Genomic DNA, 20214 nt, shown 5'->3' with positions numbered 1-20214 from the left:
GGGCCGCCCCAAGCAAGCTCGCACCCCCTCGGGGGGCGGCGAGGACACGAAGTGCCGAGACAGGGGGCACGCATGAGTCGCCAGATCGTTCTCGATACGGAAACCACCGGCCTGTCTGCGGAGAACGGCGACCGCATCATCGAGCTGGGCTGTGTGGAGCTGTTCGCGCGCAAGCTCACCGGCAACGACCTGCACATCTACTTCAACCCGGAGCGCGAGAGCCACGAGGACGCGCTCAAGGTCCACGGCCTGACCACCGACTTCCTGCGCGACAAGCCGAAGTTCGCCACGCTGGGCAAGGACATCATCGAGTACCTGCGCGATGCCGAGCTGATCATCCACAACGCGGCCTTCGACGTCGGCTTTCTCAACAAGGAATTCGAGCGCGCCGGCCTGCCGCCGCTCAAGACCTTCGTGAGCGAAGTGACCGACACGCTGGCCATGGCCAAGCTGGTGTATCCGGGCAAGCGCAATTCGCTCGATGCGCTGTGCGACCGCTTCGGTGTCGACCGCTCGAACCGCACCTTCCACGGCGCCAAGCTCGACGCGCAGCTGCTCGCCGACGTCTACATCAACCTCACGCGTGGGCAGGACGCACTGCTGATCGACGTGGCCTCGAACGAGCCCGCGCAGGGCACGACGGTCGTGGCCATCGACCTGAGCCAGTTCGAGCTGCCGGTGATCGCGGCGGCCGAGCACGAACTCAGCGCGCACGAGGCCGTGTTGTCGCAACTCGACAAATCCAGCGGCGGAAAAACTTTATTTCGCCAAAACGGCTGAAAAGCTATGGCATAATCTGAGGCTTCGCACAGCGCGATACGTGTTCAAGACACTGAACTCAAAAGCAGTGTCTCAGGGCGGTTAGCTCAGGGGTAGAGCACAGCATTCACACTGCTGGGGTCGGAGGTTCGAAGCCTCCACCGCCCACCATTTCAGACCTACGACAGACGGCACCATCAGGTGCCGTTTTCGTTTCAGGCGGCACCTTCGGGTGCCGTTTTTGTTGGTCCCGCGCAAATCCCGATGCCATTCAGGACGGGTCTTCCGCACTCAGAACGACCGGCCTTCGCGGTTGCGCCGCAGGTCGGCCTCCACCATCATCGCGCACAGTTCCTCCAGCGTCGTGCGGGGCTCCCAGCCCAGCGTTTTCCTGGCATGCGACGCATCGCCGATGAGCAGTTCCACCTCTGCCGGGCGATAGAACCTCGGGTCGACCCTCACGAGGACCTTGCCGCTCTCGCGGTCGATGGCGACCTCTTCCTGCGCCGACCCTTCGAACCGGAGTTCGTAGCCCGCGGCCCTGAACGCCATGTCGACGAAATCCCGCACGGTTTCCGTGCGGTTGGTGGCGAGCACGTAGTTGTCCGGCTTGTCGGCCTGCAGCATGCGCCACATGCCATCGACGTATTCCTTCGCATAGCCCCAGTCGCGCTTGGCGTCCATGTTGCCCAGCGTGAGCACATCGAGCTTGCCGAGCCGGATCTTGGCCGCCGCGTCGGTGACCTTGCGCGTCACGAATTCGCGGCCGCGCAGCGGGCTCTCGTGGTTGAAGAGGATGCCGCAGCAACCGAAGAGCCCGTAGCTCTCGCGGTAGTTCATCGTCATCCAGTGGGCGAAGAGCTTGGAGACGCCGTACGGGCTGCGGGGATAGAAGGGCGTGTCTTCCTTCTGCGGAATGGCCTGGACGTTGCCGAACATCTCCGACGTCGAGGCTTGGTAATACCTGATGCTGCGGTCCGTCAGGCGGATCGCGTCGAGCAGGTGGAGGGTGCCCAGCCCGTTGATGTTCGTGGTGGCTTCGGGCTGGTTGAAGCTCGCGCCCACGTAGCTCTGCGCCGCCAGGTTGTAGACCTCGTCGGGCTGCGCATCGCGAATGAGCGTGATCGAACTGCCCAGGTCCGTCAGGTCGTACTCCACGAGATGAAGCTCCGGATGGTCCTGGATGCCGAGCGACTCGATGCGCCAGAAGTTCACCGAACTGGTTCGGCGGAAGGTTCCGTAGACGGTGTAGCCCTTGCCCAGCAGCAGCTCGGCCAGGTACGCCCCGTCCTGTCCGGTAATGCCAGTGACGACAGCACGTTTTTTCATGGCTTCAATGAGGTGAGAGGAAGGGAAGGGAAGGGACGGGTCAGGCCGGCGCATCGACGCCGCGTTCGGCCGTGGGCTGCAGGGCCGCTTGCAACGCGAGCGCCTCGCGCTTCTCGGCCGCGGGGCAGCGGCCGTAGGTGTCGTCGAAGCGCACGATGTCGTCTTCGCCGAGGTAGCTGCCGGTCTGTACCTCGATCACTTCCAGCATCGTCTTGCCGGGGTTCTCCAGCCGGTGGATGGTGCCCGAGGGCAGGTAGATCGACTCGTTCTCCCGCACCAGCAGCACTTCGCCGCCACGCGTGGCCTTTGCCGTGCCCTTGACGACGATCCAGTGCTCGGCGCGGTGGTGGTGCATCTGCAGCGACAGCTTGCCGCCGGGCTTGACGGTCAGGTGCTTCACCTGGAAGCGCTCGCCGGTGTCGATGCTGTCGTAGGCGCCCCAGGGCCGCACCACGCGGCGATGCTCGGTGGCTTCGACCGTGCCTTCGCGCGCCAGCATGCGCACCACCTCGGCCACCTGTTCGGCGCAGTCCGCGCCGGCGACCAGCACCGCGTCCGGCGTGTCCACGATGATCAGGTCCTCGGTGCCGAGCGCCACCACCGGCCGGTGCGGCGCATGGACGAAGGTGTTGCGCGAGTTCAGCACGCTGCCCGCGCCGCTCACGCGGTTGCCCGCCTCGTCGGCCGGGTGCAGCTGGGCCACCGCGTTCCAGCTGCCCACGTCGCTCCATGCGCCTTCGAAACGCACCACCGCGACGTCGGCGTGCTTTTCGAGCACCGCGTAGTCGATGCTGTCGCTGCGGCAGCCTTCGAAGGCCTCACGGTCCAGCCGCACGAAGCTGCCGTCGACCGACACCGCGGCCGTCGCGCGTTCGCAGGTGGCGAGGATGTCGGGCGCATGCGTGCGCAGGGCCGCGACCAGCGTGCGCGCCTGGACCAGGAAGATGCCCGCGTTCCAGCAGTAGTTGCCTTGCAGGATCAGCGCCGCGGCCACCGCCGCCGTCGGCTTCTCGACGAAGCGCGCCACCGCGTGGCTGGGGCCATGGCCCGTGGCCCCGGCCGCCTCGATGTACCCGTAGGCCGTGCTCGGAAAACTGGGCGCGATGCCGAAGGTGACGATCTTGCCTGCCAGGGCTGCTTCGACGCCGCTGCGCATCGTGGCCTCGAACAGCGCCACGTCGGGAATGTGGTGGTCCGCGGGCGCAAAGAGCAGCAGGTCGTCGGGCTCGGCCAGCAGGGCCGCCGCGGCCATCGCGGCGGCCGTGTTGCGGGGCACGGGCTCGAGGATCTGGCGGCCTTGCGCGTGCGCGTTCTCGATCGCCTCGCGCACCAGGAAGCGGTGCTCTTCCGACGCGACGCAGGTGATCGTCCGGTTCAGCGTTGCGAGCCGTTCGAGCGTGAGATGCAGCAGGCTCTTGTTGCCCACGATCGGTGCGAACTGCTTGGGAAAGGCCTTGCGCGACAGCGGCCACAGCCGCGTGCCACTGCCGCCGCACAGGACCACGGGATGAATGGTGGGGGTGTTCATGGTGACCAGCCTTTGTGTGTGCAGTGGGTGATGAACCGGATCGCTTCGAGGGCGTGCCGCTCAGATCAGGCCCGTGTGAACGGCGAGGTTCACCGCCTGGGCGCGCGAATGCACATGCAGCTTCTTGTAGATGCTCTTGATGTGCACGTTGACCGTCTGGCCCGTGATGCCGAGCTTGGCGCCGATCTCCGCCGAGACGTAGCCCGACGCCACGTGGCGAAGGACCTGGCTCTCGCGCGGTGTCAGCGTCGTGTCGCGCGGCGGTGATGCGTCGTCGGCGGGCTGCGGCTCGCGGGGCTGGTGGTTCAGGCGGTGCAGCAGGCGCCGCGCGAGCCGCGGCGTGATGACGGCGCCGCCGTTCACCACGTGCAGCACCGCATCGGCAAAGCTCTGCAGCCAGGCGTTCTTCAGCAGGTAGCCCGTGGCGCCCAGCTCGAAGGCGCGCAGCACGTGGGCATCGTCCTCGAGCGCGGAGATCACGATGATCTCGCCGTTGCCATGGTGACGGCGCGCCTCGGCGATCAGCTCGAAACCCATGCCGTCGCTGAGCCGCAGGTCGACCATCAGCACGTCGAACGCATGCGTGGCCAAGAGCTTGCGCCCCTCGCGGATGCTGTCGGCCTGGCCTTCGAGCTGGATGCGCAGGTCCGACAGCAACTCCTGGGCGATCACCCGGCGCATGTACTCGTCGTCGTCGATGAGCAGCACGCGCACCGGCGATTTTTCCTGGCCCGTCATGAAGTCCGGCCACAGCCTCGCGGCGGGCGCGCACACGGGGGCGGGCGGGCCCGGGCGGCGCGGCGCCATCACGGCGGGGGTGGGGTCGCCAGAGGGTGTGAGCGTGTTTTCAGCCATGTTCTTGCCCCGGTTGAAGTGAGTGAGGAACGGCGGTCGGTGCGGCGCCGTCGGCGGCGCGGACCGGGAAGCCCGGCATCGGTTCGTCGAAGCCGCGCGGGTTCGCCAGCTGCCAGCGCCAGCTGTCGGCGCACATCTGGTCCAGGCTGCGCTGTGCGCGCCAGCCGAGCCGGTCCTGGGCGTGCTGCACGTCCGCCCAGTAGGCCGGGGCGTCGCCGGGACGGCGCGGACCGATGTGCACCGCGATGCGGTGCCCGCATGCGCGTTCGAAGGCCGCGATCACGTCGAGCACCGACGCGCCGTGCCCCGTGCCCAGGTTCACCGTGAGCAGGCCCCGATGCAGCGTCGCGTACCGCAGGGCCGCCACATGGCCTTCGGCCACGTCCATCACGTGCACGTAGTCGCGCACACCCGTGCCGTCGTGCGTCTCGTAGTCGTTGCCGTGCACGACGACGTGCCCGCGCTCGCCCACCGCGACCTGCGAGACATACGGCACCAGGTTGTCGGGCGGCCCCTGCGGGTGTTCGCCGAGCAGGCCGCTCTCGTGCGCGCCGATCGGGTTGAAGAAACGCAGGCATGCGATGCCCCAGCGCGGATCGGAGCGGGCGAGGTCCGCGAGCATGCGCTCCACCATCACCTTGGAGCGCCCATAGGGGTTGACGGCCGCGTACGACGCGCTTTCCCGTATCGGCGAGCGCGGGATGTCGCCGTAGACCGTGGCCGAGGACGAGAAGATCAACGTGCGCACGCCGGCACGCTCCATGGCACGCGCCAGCGCGAGGCTGCCCGCCACGTTGACGTCGTAGTAGCCGAGCGGGTCGCTCACCGAGCGGCTGACCGCCTTCAGCCCGGCCAGATGCAGCACCGCGTCGACCCCGTGCTCGGCGAACACGCGGTCGAGCACCGCCGCGTCGCGCACGTCGCCGCGCACCAGCTGCGGCTGCACGCCGCAGATGCGTGCCACGCGCTCCAGCGAGCGCGGGTCGCTGTTGACCAGCGTGTCCAGCACCACCGGCAGGTAGCCGGCCGCGATCAACGCCACGCAGGCGTGGCTTCCGACGAAGCCGGCGCCACCCGTCACCAGAATCTTTGAGTGGGTCATGGTTGGGACTCGCGCAGTGGGGTTGGCGTGGCCGTGCCTTGGTCTGCCACGCAGCGAAGCAGCGCCTGCTCGAAGCGCGACAGGATGGCGTCCTGGTCGAGCTCCGCCAGCGCGAACGCGCGGCCCGCCGCACCGAGCGCCTGGCGCAGGCCCGGCGAGCACGCGAGCTGCGCGATCGCGTCGGCCAGCACGGCCGCATCGCCCGGGGGCACCACGAAGCCACGGTCCGCGACCACGCGGGCGAGTTCGGTGCCGGGGTGCGCCGTGGCGATCACGGCCTTGCCGCTCGCGAACATGCCGGCCAGCTTCGAGGGCATCACGAGGTCGGCGGCATCGGCGCGCTGCGGCAGCATGTGGATGTCGGCCATGCCCAGCAATTCGTTGAGCCGCTCGGCGGGCTGCAGGTCGAGAAAGTGCACGCGGTCCAGGCCGGCGCAGGCCGACATCAGCGGGTCGCGGCTCGGGCCGTTGCCGCAGATGACGAAGTGAATGTTCTGCTGGTCGGCGAGCAGGCGCGCCGCCTCGGCCAGCAGTTCGATGCCCTGCTTGGCGCCCAGGCTGCCCGCATAGAGCACGACCACGGCATCGGTCGCAATGCCCAGCTCGGCCCGGTAGCCATCGGTCGCGCGGGGAGCGGGGCGGATCGCCGAGACGTCTACCCAGTTCGGGAAAAGTACCAAGCGACCTTCACCGATGCCCTTGCTTCTGGCCTTGTCGACCATGGCCGCCGAGATGGTCGACACGCGGTCGAATTTCGCGAGCAGCCATCGCTCGAGCGACAGCGCGACGCGCCGCACGCCCGCGCCGCGCACGAGGCCCAGGCCGAACGCCGCATCGACTTCGAAGTCCTGGATGTGCAGCCACGACCTGATGCTGAGCAGCTTCGCGAAGCACAGCACCGCGGGCGCGCAGAAAAGCGGCGGCTCCACGACGAACACCAGGTCGGGCTTCCAGCGCGCCTGCGCCAGCAGCAGCGGCATGCTCGACAGCATGAACGAGCACAGGTGCGCCACGCGCGCCAGCGCACGCGGCTGCGAAGGCACCCAGGTGGGCGCGCGCCAGACCGTGAGGCCGTTGCGCCCGGTGGTCCTGCGATAGGCCCAGGCCGAATGGCCCTCGAACACCGCCCAGTGCGGGAAGAAGGGCGGCGCCGCGATCACGCGCACGTCGTGGCCCCGGGCCTGCAGCCAGTCGGCCATCTCGCCCGAGTACTTGCCGATGCCGGTCAGCTCGGGCGCGAAGTTCATCGAGTACAGCAGGATCTTCACGGCGACCTCCCCATGGCCGGGCGCAGCAGGCGCACGATCGGAAAGAAGCCGAACAGCGCGCGCATGCGCAGCTCGTACAGCACGAAGTCGGTGACGAAGGCGATGAAGAAGACGTAGTGCGGCTTGTCGGGAAAGAGCGCGATCACGACGCCGTACGAAGCCAGCCGCAGTGCGAACTCCAGCAGCGTCCACCACCCGAGCGAACCCATCGTGGCGTTCAGCGAGAGCATCGTTTCGTGGTGGACCGTGTAGGTCCTCAGCAGGAAGTACGGCGCGATGCACACGAAGATGTCGCGCGCCTCGGGGCCGAGCTTGAGCAGCGGCGCGGCCACCGCCATCAGCCCCGCCAGCCCCACGAAGAGCACGCAGCCGAGCAGGAACGAATGTCGTGCCAGCCGCAGCTTCTCGATCGTCAGGTTGGCCGCGTTGGCGTCCAGCATCGCCGGCGTCTTCGTGACGAGAAAGGCCTGCACGAACTGCGAGGGCGCCTCCGCGAGCAGAAAGGCCAGCTTGAACGCGCCCACGTAGCCCAGCGGCATGAAGAGCGCCACGAGCAGCAGGTCCGACTTGCGCAGCAGGAAGGTCAGCAGCGCATACACCGTGGCGCTGGCCTGCGACGCGAGCGCCAGCACGGGCGGCCCGGCCGGCGGTGCAGCACCGTTCGCCGGCAGGAAGATGGCCGCGCCCACGAGCACCAAGGCCAGCAGGTTGATGGCGAGCAGGTGCGCCACGCCGATCTCCAGGCCGAGCGCAGCGAGCGTCGCCACGCCCAGCACCAGCACGGTCGCGCGCACGCCCGATTCCAGGTTGAGCAGGCCCGCATGGCCCAGGCCCCGGCTGTACGACAGGCGCAGGCTGTTGAAGGCGAAGACCGCGAGCGACAGCACGATCAGCACGAAGGGCGCGCCGGCCACCGGCAGGCGCTGCGCCCCCACGACGCCGGCCGCGAGCAGCGCGGCCAGCGGCAGCCCGATCGCCAGCGTGCGCGCCAGGTCGCCACGGGTCACCCGGGGCGGCACGCTCGCGGCATTGCGCGAGAACAGCAGCGAACTGCCCAGCGTGCCCACGACCAGCGCCACTTCCAGCACCGACTGGTAGACGGAGTACTCGCCGAAGCGCGCGGGCGCCACCTGCGCCGCGATCAGGAAGATCGCCAGGAAACCCGACAGGTACACATACAGCCGCGACGCGAGCGCCCCCAGCCCCAGGCGCTGTGCCAGGCGGATGCCGGGCAGGGCGAACGAGGTGCCGGCGGCGGGCTTCATGGCGTGCTCCCGTCCGCGGGGTGCTTCGGCGTTGGCGCCTGCGCGACGCCCAGGGTGTCGGCCATGCGGCGCGCGCGCGAGGCGATCCGGTGCGCGTTGTTCTTGGCTCGGCGTGCCATCTGCAGTGCCCAGGTCAGCACCGCAACGGTGTACACGCGGCGATGCAGCGCGGGCTGCATCGCCAGCTTGGCGGCGCCCTGGAAGTGCAGCGCCAGCACGCGCACCGTGTCGCCCGCCGGCGTCTGCAGGCAGGGCTGGCCGTCGATGAAGGCCAGGCGCTTGGCGCCGCCGCGCACGCGGAACTCGCGCACGAAGTGGTTGGTGCCGCCGTTGACGTTGTGGTCGATCACCTGGCCGTCGAACACCCGGTTGATCGGCACCGTGTTGCCGCTGGCCTGCGCCCACAGGTACAGCAGCGTCATGTCGGACACCCCGCCGCGCACGCTGCGGGTCGCGAAGCGCTCGGCAATGTCGCGCAGCTGGTGCAGGCCCGCGGGCGTGCTGTACATGCGCAGGAGGCAGGCGACGAAGTCCTGCAGGCCGGCCGCCGTCCAGTAGCTCACGTGCGGCGAGATCTGGCAGGGGTTCCAGCCGTCGGTGGGCAGGATGCTGGAGCCGGAGAAGTCGGCACTGCCCACCAGGCGCGCAATGTGGGCGCCGACGCCGTTGAACAGCAGCACGTCGCTGTCGATCAGCACGAAGGCGCGGCAATCGGGGTGCGCTGCGAGATGGTTCGCCAGGAGGAAGTAGCGCCGGAAGCAGATCTTCTCGAACGCCGGCGTGTTGCTCGACAGGTGCACGTAGGCCTGGCAGAAGCGTTCGTACGCCGGTCCGGCGTCGGTGTCCGACAGGACGACCAGCTGCTCCTGCGCCATGGCCGCGGATTCGCAGCACAGGCGCAGGGCCGTGTTCTGGCGGTCTTCCACAACGATGAAGGGGAGGGCGTGGTCCATGGTCGGGCAAGCGGGTTGGTACGGGTCAGGGCCGCGGCGCGGTGGCGCTGCGCACCAGCGCGACGTGGGCGGGAAGAAAGTGGAAGTCGGCGTCCAGCGGCATGTCGAGCGTGAGCATTCCGCCCCGCGCGTTCGCGTCGCCGATCCAGCTGCGCAGCTGCGCGGCCGAGAAGCGCGGCGCGCTCGGCTGGGCCCAGGAAGCGCCCAGCGGCGTCAGCACATGCAGCCGGAGTTCGGAGGGCGGCGAGGCCAGGCGTGCGGCGGGCTGCAGGTACTCGCCCGCCATGAGGTTCTGGCACGGCGCGCTCTTGAGGCTGAAGCGCGCCGCCCCCTCGCCGGCATTGAAGGCCAGCCACCGGGTGGGGGCGCCGCTGCGCGCGGCCGCGCAGAACCGGTCCCAGTCGCGCGTCGTCATGCCCGTCGTGTTGTAGACGCCGTCGAACCACCAGCCCGTGGCGACTGCGCCGTAGTGCTGCGACCAGCTGTCGATCACGGCCGACCAGGCGGCGATGAAGCGCGTCGGCGGTGGCTGCTGTTCGGAGACATCGCCCAGGCACTCCATCAGGTAGGCATCCCCTTGCGGCGCGCGGAAGGGCAGGTAGAGGATCAGCGCGATGCCGTGGCGCCGCAGCGCGCGGCCGATCTCCATCGGCAGGTCGCGCGGTGAACGGTGCGCGGCGCTGCGCGGGCACAGCGCTTCGAGGGCGGCGTTCGGCGCGATGAACTGGCCGTTGTTCTGTCCGAGCGTGAGGATGAGATGGCTGGCGCGCATCTCCGCGAGCGAAGCGGCGAAGGCGTCGACGTCGAAGCGTCCGATGCCGGCGATGGACTGCTTGTCGGGCAGGTAATGCACCATCACGCCGAAGCCCGGTGCGCCCTGCGTTTCGGGCAGTGCTGCGACGGCCGGCCGCGCCCATGCGGCCAGCCCGAGCGCCAGCATCGCGAGCGTGCGAAGCAGGGAGCGTGCGCGGTTCGTCATGGCGTGGCCCTCGCCAGCGACGCGTCACCGCGCTTCAGCCTGAGGTAACTTGCGGCCACCGCGCCCGGCGTGCAGACCCGCGAGAGCGACCATGCGGGGCGCGTGCGCTGGTGCGCGGCCAGGTAGCGCTCGATGCTGCCGAGGCCGACGAATTCATTGCCGATGAAGAACGCGTAGCCCGCGAAGAGCTCCCGGTGCACCGGAAGGTCCGAGAGCAGCAGCGGCACGCCCAGCGTGGCCGCCTCGGCGGCCGACAGGTTGAAGCCCTCGAAGGTGGACAGCGAGATGAAGGCCGTCGCCCCCCGATACAGCCGCAGGAGTTCTTCCCGCGACACCAGTCCCCGGTGTCGCACGCAGCCGCGGAACGCGGGCGCCATGGCCGAGATCATGCGTTCGACCTCCTTGGCGCCGTTGCCGGTGATGTCGAGGTAGTCGACCAGGCCCTGGCGCTTCATGCGCACGAAAAGCTTCAGGATGCCTTCGAAGTTCTTGTGCGGGTAGTAGTGGTAGGCCGCGATCAGGTAGCGCCCGTCGGGTGCTGCCGTGCGGTCGGCGTTCGCGGCGACGGCGCCCGCATCCACGGGATTGAAGATCACCGCCGGGTGCTCGCAGCGCCTGAAGTGCCGCTCGAAGTCTTCCTGGCTGCTGCGGCTGATGAAGACCACGTCGGCGGCGCTGCGCGCCACGCGGTGCAGGTTCCAGTCGAGCCAGAGGCGCTTGCGCGCGCTGAAGTACTGCGGGTACGACTTGTACTGCACGTCGTGCACCACCACGATCGAATCCCGGTGGCGGCCGAACGGCGCCAGCAGCGAGAAAGGCAGGAAGTAGTTCGGGAACAGCGAGTACACGCGCTCCCCGCGCAGCCACCCGCGCACCAGGTGGATGTTGTAGAGCAGCGTGTCGAGGATGAAGCGGCTGATCTTCAGCCGCCGTGCGGCCGCGTACAGGTGCGGATGGCGCTCGCTGATCGGCTGCACCTCGTGGCCCGGCGCGTCGCGCATGCTCTCGAGCAGCACCTCGGACACGTTCAGCACCCCGCCCGCCGACGCGTTGAGCCGGATCGTGTCGTAGAAGAGGTAGGTGGCCATGGTCGCTCCTGCGTGCGTGCGTTCTCATGCGGTCGGCAGGCTGGCGCGCGCCGGGCGGGGGGCCGGCCTGCGGAACCACGCCGCGAGGCTGCCGGCGACGACGGCCGCGACCAGCCCCGAGACGGCGAACGGTCCCCAGCCCAGGATCGGCCCGCGCAGGAACGGCACGTAGGCCGCCAGCAGCACCAGCGCGCACAGGTAGCCGGCCGTCAGCGTGCGTTGCGGATCGATGGCCTTGTCGACGAGGCGAAAGAGCGCCGAGACCGCGAAGCCCAGCAGGGCCGGGCCCGCCAGCCCGAAGTCGAAGTAGGCGGTGGTGAAGGGCGGCAGCGACAGGTTGCTCTGCGAGAAGTTGCCCAGCACGGCCGGCCAGCCGAGCGGGTCGTAGCCCGGGAACATCTTCAGTTCGCGCGGCAGGATGAAGGAGAAGGCCGAGAGCAGGTAGCGCCCGTAGCCCAGATCGGGCGAGGGCGCGCGCTCCAGGATGCCCGCGACGACGAACATCGCGTCGAAGTCCTGGCTGAAGGGGTACGACGCCAGCTCCGCGCCCCACATGGCGTCCCGCGAGATCAGGTTCAGCACCGGCCCCAGGCCCGCGATGGCGCCGAAGATCACGGCGGCGAGCGTCCACCGGTGGCGCCGCCCCAGGGCGTGGATGAGCAGCGGCAGCAGCCCGATCAGGATGACCTGGCGCGCCGTGTTGACCGGGTTCGCGGCGATGGCGGCCAGCGCGAATGAGAGGCCCGCGACGCACCAGGCCCACAGCGTGCGCTGGCGCGTGGCGTGGATCGCGAGCGCCACGCAGCACAGCAGCACCATGAGCTTGGGCAGCGTGGAATAGACGATGTACTGGACCGGCGCGGCCTCCTCTTCGGAAATCACGCCGCGCGCCGTGAAGTTCATGTCGGGGCGCAGGAAGAGCATGGCGAACGCCACCTCCAGGCAGGCCAGCAGCAGGAAGGGGTGGGCGACGCCGGCGCCGAGCGCGCGCTGCGCCGGCCGGGGCGTGGCGGGCGGCTCGGGCAGCCCCAGCCGTGCGGCTTCCACGCCGGCCATGTACAGCAGCACGAGCATCAGCCCCTGCGTGTGCGCGGCCTGGCCGACGATGCCGACCTCCCAGAAGTCGGTGTCGGTCGCGATCTGCATCGCCGGCGCCAGCGAGAAGTAGATGAGAACCGCCGTGTAGTGGATCAGCAGGAACACGCTGTCGCTGGCGGTGCCCAGCATCGACAGCTGCACCACCGTCAGCACGAACACCACCCCGTAGCCCCAGACAGGATCGATCAGCCCGCACAGCGCGGCGCAGACGATGCCGGACCAGAAGACGAGGGTTCTCATGGCGAGGTCCGTTTCTGCTTCAGGCGTGCTCGGCCTCGGCGGCGGTCCGGCGCGCGGTCTGGTAGTCCGCATAGGTGCGGCGCAGCCCTTCGGCCAGCGGCACGGTGGCGTGCCACCCGAAGCTGGCAGCGCGCGACACGTCCAGCAGCTTTCGCGGGGCGCCGTCGGGCTGGGCCAGGTCGTAGTGGATGCTGCCCTCGTAGCCCACGACCTCGCGGATGTGCTCCACCAGCTCGGCGATCGAGACGTCCTCGCCCGTGCCGAGGTTGATGTGGCCGCGCATCGGATCGGTGTGCTGGTCGTAGGCGGCGCGCGACAGGTTCATCACGTCCAGGCAGCCTTCGACCATGTCGTCCACGTACAGGAACTCGCGCCGCGCCCGGCCGCTGCCCCAGATCAGCACGCTCGGCGTGCGGCTGATCTTGGCCAGGTGGAAGCGCTGGATCAGCGCCGGCACCACGTGGCTGTTTTCCAGGTGGTAGTTGTCGCCGGGCCCGTAGAGGTTGCTCGGCATCACGCTGCGGAAGTCGACGCCGTGCGTGGCGCCGTACTGCCGGTTGTAGCTCTCGCACAGCTTGATGCCCGCGATCTTGGCGATCGCGTAGGGCTCGTTGGTGGGCTCGAGCTTGCCGGTGAGCAAGGCCTCTTCGCGGATCGGCTGCTCGGCCAGCCGCGGATAGATGCAACTCGAGCCGAGGAACAGCAGCCGCTTGACGCCGGCGAGAAAGGCCTGGTGCGTGAGGTTGGCCGCGATCAGCAGGTTCTCGTAGATGAACTGCGCGGGATAGGTCATGTTGGCGTGGATGCCGCCGACCTTGGCCGCCGCCACGTAGACCTGGTCGATGCGCTCGGTCGCGAAGAAGCGCGCGACCGCCGCCTGGTCGAGCAGGTCGAGCTCGGCGTGGCTGCGCGTCACGACCTCGTGGCCGAGTTCGCGCAGGCGCCTCGTGAGCGTCTGGCCGACCATTCCGCGATGACCTGCAACATAGATTCGCATGGTGTTCTTTCAGTGAAGGAAGAGGGGACTGCGGGTCTCAGCGCGAACCGCGCGCCCCGAGCACGACGCGGAAGGTCTTCAGCAGGATCACGACGTCGCGCAGCAGCGATAGCGTGGCGACGTACTCGGCGTCCATGGCGGCGCGGCGGCGGTAGCTCACCTCGTTGCGTCCGCTGATCTGCCACAGGCCCGTGATGCCCGGGCGCACCGCGCAGTAGTACGCCCAGTACGGGCCGTAGAGCTCCTTCTGCGCAAACATGCAGGGGCGCGGGCCGACCATGCTCATGTCGCCCTTGAGCACGTTCCAGAACTGCGGAAACTCGTCGATGCTGTAGCGACGCAGGAAGGCGCCGAAGCGGGTGATCCGTGGGTCGTGCTCGAGCTTCTGGAACTTCTCCCATTCGCGCCGCGCCGCGTCGTTCTCGCGCAGGTGGCGAGCCAGCAGGGCATCGGCGTCGGGCGCCATGGTGCGGAACTTGTAGAAGCGGAAGATCCGCCCGTCCCGGCCGTAGCGCGGCTGCACGTAGATGGCCGGGCCGCCCGAGGTCAGCAGCACGCCGAGGGCGATCAGCGCGTAGGCCCAGCCCAGGAACAGGAAGAAGGCGCCCGCCAGGAGGATGTCCATGGCGCGCTTGGCGGCCTGCAGGAGCCGCGAGCCGCCCACCGGCACGGGGCGGGCGGCGGTGCGGTGCGGCGTGCGTGAAAGGTGCGTGCTCATGATGTCGCGCGCTCCGGTTCGGCGCGGGGGGTGTGCCCCAGCGCGGGCGGATAGATGTTCGGCGGCAGGCCGTAGGGCCCGTAGTCGTAGCCGTAGGCGTTGTGGCGTTGCCGCGCGTCCTGCGCGTTGAGCACCACGCCGTGGAACGCCGCGCCCACGTGCGCCAGCCGCTTCGCACTCTCCACCAGGTCGCCCAGTTCGCTGTCGCCGGCGCGGGCCACGAGCATCAGGGTGCCCACGTCCGGTGACATCGCCACGGTCTCGGTCGCCAGCAGGATCGGCGGGGCATCGATGACCACGGCGTCGTACAGCGCCGAGAGGGTCTCCAGCAACCGCGTGAACGCACTGGAACCCATCATCGTGGCCGGATCGAGCGGCAGCTTGCCGGTGGTGATCACGTCCAGGTGCGGCAGCACCTGCGCATGCACCGCCTGCGCGAGCGTGGCGGTGCCGGCGATCAGCTCCGACAGGCCGGTGGTCGCCTTGAGCCCGAACTGGCTCGCCAGCTTGCCGCGGCGCATGTCGGCGTCGATCAGCAGCACGCGCCTGCCGGAGGCCGCCAGCACGGCCGAGAAGTTCGCCGACAGGAAGGTCTTGCCCGCGCCCGGCGTGGCGCTGGTCAGCAGGATGCGGTTGTTCTGCGCGCCCGCCATCAGGAAGCCCAGCGCGGTGCGCAGCCTGCGCACGCCTTCGAGCGCCGGGTCGTCCGGGTGCGAGGCCGCCAGCAGCTTCACGCCGGGCTTGCCCTGGCGGATGGCGCGGTCGAGCGTGCCCTGCCGCGTGCTGAGTGCGATCGTGCTGTAGACGTTCAGGCCGGTGCGCATCTCGATCTCGTCGGGGGTGGCGACCGTGTTCTTGAGCACCTTGCGAAGCACCGACGTGACCGCGCCCAGGAACAGCCCCACGACCAGCGCCAGCGCCATCACGATCACCGCCTTGGGCCGCACCGGCTTCTCGGGCGACAGCGCCTGGTCGAGCACGCGCACGTTGCCGATGCGGCCTTCGCGGGCCAGGCGCATCTGCAGCGAGCTGTTCAAGAGCGACGAATAGAGTTCGGTGTTGACCTTGATGTCGCGCTGCATGCGCAGCGAGTTCTGCTGCAGCATCGGCATGCGGCGGATGCGGTTGTCCACGCCGCCCAGCTCCTTGCGCAACGAGGCGATCTGCGCGTCGAGCGTGATCAGCATCGGGTGCTGGCTGGTGAAGCGGCTCGCCAGGTCCAGGCGCTTCTGGCGCGCGTCGAGCAGCTTGGCCTGCAGGTCGACGTTCTGCGACAGCGCGTTGCGCGCCTCGTCGTCCAGGCTGATGGTTCCGTTCTGGTTGCGGTACTGGTTGTAGGCCTCTTCCGACTGTTCCAGCTGCTGCTTGAACTTGGGCAGCTCGGTGCCCAGGAAGTTCAGCGTGCGCTCGGCCTGCGCGGTCTTCTGGTCGATGTTCTGCCGCATGTACAGGCGCGCCACCTCGTTGAGCAGGTTCGCCAGGTGCTCGCGGTCGTCGGTCTGCCAGCTCACGTCGATCACGCTGGACTGCTTGCCCTTCTCGATCACGCGCAGCTCGCGCTGCAGCTCGAGCATGGTGAGCTGCGTGGAATGCCGCGTCAGCTCGAAGGCACCGCCGGGCCGGGCGTCGATCGAGGCCACCAGCAGGTGGACCGTGCCGCCCGGCACCGAGCTGTCCTGCGGCTCGCCGACCCGGCCGTGCAGCGGGGTGTCGAGGTCGGGGTGCGTCAGGGTGTAGGCGCCGTCCTTGCCGGCGGTCAGCAGGAACTTCTTGCCCTCGAGGGCCGGCGGCACGTCCATCTGCGCGACCGCGATCCGCTCGGTGCCCGACACGTAGCCGCGCATGCCGAGAAAGCCCGGCCTGGACAGCGTCTTCGAATGCCGCGCCATGAAGGCGCCCACGACCGGGATGTAGTGCGGCCGTGCCTTGATGAACAGTTTGGTGTTCTCGATCGCCTGGCCGAGCACCATGCGCGACTTCAGGATCTCGGCCTCGCCCGATGTCGGCGTCTTCACGCCCACGCCGTTGACCGCGGCATCGCCCGCGCCGCCGGGCGAGCGCTCGGCATCCTCGAGCTGGATCAGCACGTTCGCTTCGTACACGCGCGGCCCGAAGAGCGCGTAGCCCGCGCCCAGCACCAACACCGCGGCGGTGACCGAGGCGATCAGCCATCGGTTGTCCAGCATCAGGTCGACGTATTCCTTGAACCGCGAGTGCGGGCGCTCGGGTTCCGGGCTGTACGGTGCGGGAAGCGGGGGGTACCAACGCGCATTCATGGGCTTCACCTTCTTTGTCGTGTTCGGGCCGGGGCTGCGCGGCCTACCTGCTGCGGGCGGTGTCGCGCGCGAGGTTGATCACCTGGGCGGCGGGAAGGATCAGGTTGGCGACCCGGTTCCACGAGACCAGCGGCACGCGGTCGACATAGACGACGTCGCGCGGCCGCAGCTCGAAGCGGTCGGCCAGTGCGAGCGCGGCCGGGTTCTTCGCGTTCAGGCTGAAGATCTGCGGCGTGTCGGGCGTCTGCGGCGAGTTGCGGATCACGTAGATCTGCCCGGGGTCGGCCGTGAGCAGGTCGGGCCCGCCCGCATCGCCGAGGGCCTCGTTCAGGCTCATGCGGCCGTTGCGCATCAGCAGCGCCGAGGGCCGCAGGATCTCGCCCATCACGTAGATGCGGCTGTCGTCCCGGCTGCCGACGTACACGATGTCGCCGTTGCGCAGCGGGATGTTGTTGGCGTCGGCGCCGAAGCGCTTGAGCTGCATCAGGTCGATGACCACCGTGCGGTCGCCGCGCGTGAGCGTCACATGCGAACGGTCGCCCCCGGCGGTGATGCTGCCCGCGCGGTTGAGCGCCTCGGACAGCGTCATCGGGATGTCCGTGAAGATCTGCAGCCCGGGCGTGCGGACCTCGCCCTCGACATAGGCGCGCTGGCTGCGGAACGACTGGATGCGCACGCTGACCAGCGGTGCCTTGATGATGCTGCCGATGCGCTTGGCGATCAGCTCGGACGCACCGCTTTCCGTGAGGCCCTGCAGCCGGGTGCGGCCGATGTAGGGAAAGCTGATCTCGCCCGCGGCATCGACGATGAAGCCCGGCGCCACGGTGACGCCGGTCGGGTCGCTCTGCTGCGCGATCACCGCGCCCAGGTTGGGCTGCAGCTCGGGGTTGTTGTAGACGGTGATGCCCACCACGTCCCCCGGCCCGATGGTGTAGGGCGCGGGCCGGCCGAACAGCGCCTTCACGTCGGGCGGGATGCCCGTGTTCCCGGCGAGTTGCGCGCGGACCAGCTCCGGCGTGATGGCCGCGATCCTGCCGCCGGCCGTGCCGTCGGCCGATTGCAGCGGGCCCGGCGTGCCGAAGCCGGGTGCGCAGCCGCACAAGCCGAGCGACAGCAGCAGCGCCATGGCGCGCGACCGGAAGCGGCCACCGGGAAGGGCGCGGGCGCCCTCGGTGGCGAGGAGGCGCTCGCCGCGCGGGTTCGCTGGGGTTGCGGATGTCATGGCAATCTCCTTGGCTTCGGTTGTTGTTTCAGGGCGCGGCGAGCGTGGCCGGGATCGCGCGCGGGGTGCCTGTCGCCGGGCGGTCCTGCCGCTGCGGACTGCCGGTGGCCAGACAGTGCTCGACGACCCAGTCGCCGACGGACTGCAGGAAGAGCTGCTGGCCCTTCACCGTGCAGACGGTGTGGTCCACGTCCCGCATGAACTCGTACTGCAGGCCCTGCATGAACGGTTCGCGGCGCAGGGCGCCGAGCTGGTCGCGGTCGCGGTCGCAGACATGCAGCGATCCCGAATACAGCAGCTGCACCGCCACCTCGCGTTCGACCAGCCGCTTCATCGTGGCTTCGAACCAGATCGCATTGACGTTGGGCGGCCGCCGGTCCACGAAGTAGCCCGGCAGCGGCTTGCCCACCGTGCTGCCCGGCAGATGGCGCAGCACCCAGCGCCGCGCCTTGCCCGGGAACGACGGGTGCAGCGGCGCCGCGAGCGCGCGGCGCACCGTGAGCTCCCAGCGCGTGCGCCGCTGCGGGAAGGCAAAGCCGTCGAACAGCGAGAGCGCCACCATGCGCGCGTCCACCGCGGCGGCCGACATGGCGTGCTCCACGCCCGAGCACATGGCCACGGTCGCGAACTGGCCGATGCCCTGCATGCGCTGCACGAGGTCCATGGCGGCCTGCAGGCTGTGCACCGCGCGCGTCTGCAGGTCGGGCCCGGTGTCCAGCGCCTCGCTGTCGCCGATGCCGCCCAGGTCGAAGCGCAGGCTGCCCACGCCGCGCGCGGCCAGGAGGTGCGCCAGCTTCACGTTGATGCGGCGCGGCCCGACGCGGTGGTTCGCGCCCATGTTGAACATCAGGCAGGCGACGGGGGCCGCCGCGCGCTGCGCGGGGAGGGTGAGCATGCCCATCAGTGCGTTGCCGGGGCCGAAGCACACCGGGGTCTGCGTCATGTCATTCATGGATGGCTCCCTGCAGGCGGTTGAGCGCATCGGCCGGCACCATCGCGCTGTGGGGAAAGGGGTCGGACGTCCAGTCCAGCGGGTGGCTCAGGTAGGCCAGGCGCACCGGCATGTGGCGCGACTGCTGCTCGGCCGCCCATTGCGCGGTGGACGTGTCGTCGGGCGGGGCCAGCACCAGGGTGTCGTGCAGGGCCGTGAGCGGCAGCGACTGCGGCGTGAGGGCGCGCAGCTGCGCCTGCAGCGCCGGCGAGAGACGCACGCCCAGCGCCTCCTCGGGCAGCGCGTCCGGTTCCCGCGCGAGGCTGCGGCGCCAGGACAGGTCGGGAATGCAGAAGGTCGTGTCGATCGCCTCGACATGCCGCTCGCGCAGCAGGCGCGCGTAGCCCGGCCCGTCGATCACCGGCTCCCAGAGCACCAGCCGCGCCGGGTCGCAGCGCCCGTTGCGCGCGGCCAGCACGGCCAGCGTGGCACCCAGCCGCGCGCCGATCCACACGATGGCGGCATGGGGTGCGTGCCGCCGCAGCTCCTCGTGCGCCGCGCACAGGTCGCGACGCCAGCCGTCGAGCTCGCCCTCGCTCTCGTCGCCCGGCGAGTCGCCGGAGCCGTAGAAGTCGAAGCGCAGCGTGGCGATGCCGGCGCGCGCGAGGCGTTCGGCCAGCACCTTGAAGAAGCGGTGGGTGCGCAGGCCCTCCTGCCCGAAGGGCGGGCACAGCAGCACCGCGGTGGGCTCGTCCCGGTGGTCGTCGGCGGCGTGGAACGCGCCGAAGACCTGGCGCGAGGCCGGCCCGAACATGAGCGGCGTGAAGAGGGTCATGCGACACCCCCTGCGCATCGCGCCTCGCTCATGCCCTTGCGCGGATTCAGGGGGCGCATGCGGCGGCCTTCGGGGTCGGCCTGCGAGGGCCGGGCGCGGGCTTCGGTATGGCGCCATTCGGCGAGCGAGCCCACGCTGTCCGCCCGCGCGGGTGCCGGCCCCAGCGCCAGCACCAGGATGCGGCCGGCCACCGGCAGCTCGACGCTGCGGCTGTCCGGTGCCAGGCCCACGTCGAAGCTCTGCGGCGACACCAGCAGGCCCACGCCGATGGCCTTCAGGCAGGCTTCCTTGCGGGTCCAGCAGGTCAGGAAGGCGCGGTCGCGTTCGTCGGCGGGCAGGGCGGCCAGCGCCTCCTGTTCGCGCCGCGTGAAATGCGCCGCCGCCAGGTCGGCCGCGTCCGGCATCGGGCGCAGCAGCTCGACGTCGGCGCCCAGCGGGCCGCGACCGCCGATGGCGATCAATGCCAGGCCCTGGCTGTGGCTCAGCGAGAACTGGGTGCGCGGATGCCCCGCCAGCGACGGCTTGCCGAAGGCGCCGGTGGCCAGCGTCAGTGCGTCGGGGGCCAGGCCCGTGTACGCGCACAGCGCCTGGCGCAGCGCGACATGGGCCGCCACGAAGCGCTGCCGGTCGACGGGAAAGCGCAGGTTCTGGGCGCGTGCGCGCTCTTCCTCCGACAGCACCTGGGCGGGCAGGGTGTCGGTGAAGCTGTCCAGCTCGACGTACCGGCAGACCGGTGCGTCGATGGACAGTGCGTTGGCGGCGCCGGTCATG

18 protein-coding genes and 1 tRNA gene are annotated in these 20214 nt (G+C 69.7%); 2 read left to right on the top strand and 17 right to left on the bottom strand.

The window, feature by feature from the left end:
* The first annotated feature begins 72 nt into the window (after positions 1-72).
* Positions 73-780, top strand: a complete 708-nt coding sequence (gene dnaQ / locus AC1RAA_RS07225) for a DNA polymerase III subunit epsilon (RefSeq protein ID WP_070061050.1) — start codon at positions 73-75, stop codon at positions 778-780.
* 75 nt (positions 781-855) lie between these two features.
* A tRNA-Val gene (locus AC1RAA_RS07220) sits at positions 856-930 on the top strand.
* A gap of 120 nt (positions 931-1050) precedes the next feature.
* Here the strand turns inward: AC1RAA_RS07220 and gmd are convergent.
* From gmd to AC1RAA_RS07135, 17 genes are read right to left on the bottom strand one after another with little or no spacing between them, the layout of a single operon-like run.
* A complete protein-coding gene (gene gmd, locus AC1RAA_RS07215; RefSeq protein WP_492727407.1) occupies positions 1051-2088 on the bottom strand; it encodes a GDP-mannose 4,6-dehydratase in 1038 nt (345 codons plus the stop codon).
* A 40-nt stretch (positions 2089-2128) separates the two neighbouring features.
* Positions 2129-3616, bottom strand: coding sequence for a mannose-1-phosphate guanylyltransferase/mannose-6-phosphate isomerase (locus tag AC1RAA_RS07210; protein ID WP_492727405.1), 1488 nt, complete (start codon positions 3614-3616; stop codon positions 2129-2131).
* Positions 3617-3676: 60 nt separating this feature from the next.
* The gene (locus AC1RAA_RS07205; RefSeq protein ID WP_369647709.1) at positions 3677-4423 is read right to left on the bottom strand and encodes a LuxR C-terminal-related transcriptional regulator; all 747 of its coding nucleotides are present in this window, start codon (positions 4421-4423) and stop codon (positions 3677-3679) included.
* Between the two features lie 40 nt (positions 4424-4463).
* Complete coding sequence (gene galE, locus AC1RAA_RS07200) at positions 4464-5573, bottom strand: UDP-glucose 4-epimerase GalE (protein WP_492727403.1); 1110 nt, start codon at positions 5571-5573, stop codon at positions 4464-4466.
* Positions 5570-6841 (bottom strand): glycosyltransferase WbuB, encoded by a 1272-nt coding sequence (locus tag AC1RAA_RS07195; protein WP_492727401.1) that lies wholly within the window; start codon positions 6839-6841, stop codon positions 5570-5572. The genes galE and AC1RAA_RS07195 overlap by 4 nt, the downstream gene beginning before the upstream one ends.
* A complete protein-coding gene (locus tag AC1RAA_RS07190; RefSeq protein ID WP_492727399.1) occupies positions 6838-8106 on the bottom strand; it encodes a polysaccharide biosynthesis protein in 1269 nt (422 codons plus the stop codon). The genes AC1RAA_RS07195 and AC1RAA_RS07190 overlap by 4 nt, the downstream gene beginning before the upstream one ends.
* Positions 8103-9059, bottom strand: coding sequence for a hypothetical protein (locus AC1RAA_RS07185; protein ID WP_492727397.1), 957 nt, complete (start codon positions 9057-9059; stop codon positions 8103-8105). Before AC1RAA_RS07185 ends, AC1RAA_RS07190 begins: the two co-directional genes overlap by 4 nt.
* 25 nt (positions 9060-9084) lie before the next feature.
* Complete coding sequence (locus AC1RAA_RS07180) at positions 9085-10038, bottom strand: hypothetical protein (RefSeq protein ID WP_492727395.1); 954 nt, start codon at positions 10036-10038, stop codon at positions 9085-9087.
* On the bottom strand, positions 10035-11126 hold the full coding sequence (locus AC1RAA_RS07175; protein ID WP_492727393.1) for a glycosyltransferase: 1092 nt from the start codon (positions 11124-11126) through the stop codon (positions 10035-10037). The genes AC1RAA_RS07180 and AC1RAA_RS07175 overlap by 4 nt, the downstream gene beginning before the upstream one ends.
* 24 nt (positions 11127-11150) lie before the next feature.
* Positions 11151-12464 carry a hypothetical protein gene (locus AC1RAA_RS07170; protein WP_492727391.1) on the bottom strand — a complete coding sequence of 438 codons (1314 nt, stop codon included), beginning with the start codon at positions 12462-12464 and terminating at the stop codon, positions 11151-11153.
* Positions 12465-12483: 19 nt separating this feature from the next.
* Entirely contained in the window at positions 12484-13461 is a 978-nt protein-coding gene (locus tag AC1RAA_RS07165) for a GDP-L-fucose synthase family protein (RefSeq protein WP_369629152.1), read from the bottom strand.
* Between the two features lie 37 nt (positions 13462-13498).
* Positions 13499-14179 carry a sugar transferase gene (locus AC1RAA_RS07160; protein ID WP_159276456.1) on the bottom strand — a complete coding sequence of 227 codons (681 nt, stop codon included), beginning with the start codon at positions 14177-14179 and terminating at the stop codon, positions 13499-13501.
* Entirely contained in the window at positions 14176-16455 is a 2280-nt protein-coding gene (locus tag AC1RAA_RS07155) for a polysaccharide biosynthesis tyrosine autokinase (RefSeq protein ID WP_492727389.1), read from the bottom strand. The genes AC1RAA_RS07160 and AC1RAA_RS07155 overlap by 4 nt, the downstream gene beginning before the upstream one ends.
* A gap of 43 nt (positions 16456-16498) precedes the next feature.
* The gene (locus AC1RAA_RS07150; RefSeq protein ID WP_062473261.1) at positions 16499-17677 is read right to left on the bottom strand and encodes a polysaccharide biosynthesis/export family protein; all 1179 of its coding nucleotides are present in this window, start codon (positions 17675-17677) and stop codon (positions 16499-16501) included.
* 28 nt (positions 17678-17705) lie between these two features.
* A complete protein-coding gene (locus tag AC1RAA_RS07145) occupies positions 17706-18629 on the bottom strand; it encodes a hypothetical protein (RefSeq protein ID WP_492727387.1) in 924 nt (307 codons plus the stop codon).
* Positions 18622-19443 (bottom strand): serine aminopeptidase domain-containing protein, encoded by an 822-nt coding sequence (locus AC1RAA_RS07140; RefSeq protein WP_492727385.1) that lies wholly within the window; start codon positions 19441-19443, stop codon positions 18622-18624. The genes AC1RAA_RS07145 and AC1RAA_RS07140 overlap by 8 nt, the downstream gene beginning before the upstream one ends.
* Positions 19440-20213 carry a 4'-phosphopantetheinyl transferase family protein gene (locus AC1RAA_RS07135; RefSeq protein WP_492727384.1) on the bottom strand — a complete coding sequence of 258 codons (774 nt, stop codon included), beginning with the start codon at positions 20211-20213 and terminating at the stop codon, positions 19440-19442. The genes AC1RAA_RS07140 and AC1RAA_RS07135 overlap by 4 nt, the downstream gene beginning before the upstream one ends.
* Between the last annotated feature and the right edge of the window lies 1 nt (position 20214).

This window comes from Variovorax sp. GW823-FHT04F07, assembly GCF_058795995.1.
Note: the sequence above shows the minus strand (reverse complement) of the source record. Positions and strands in the feature narration are given on the sequence as shown.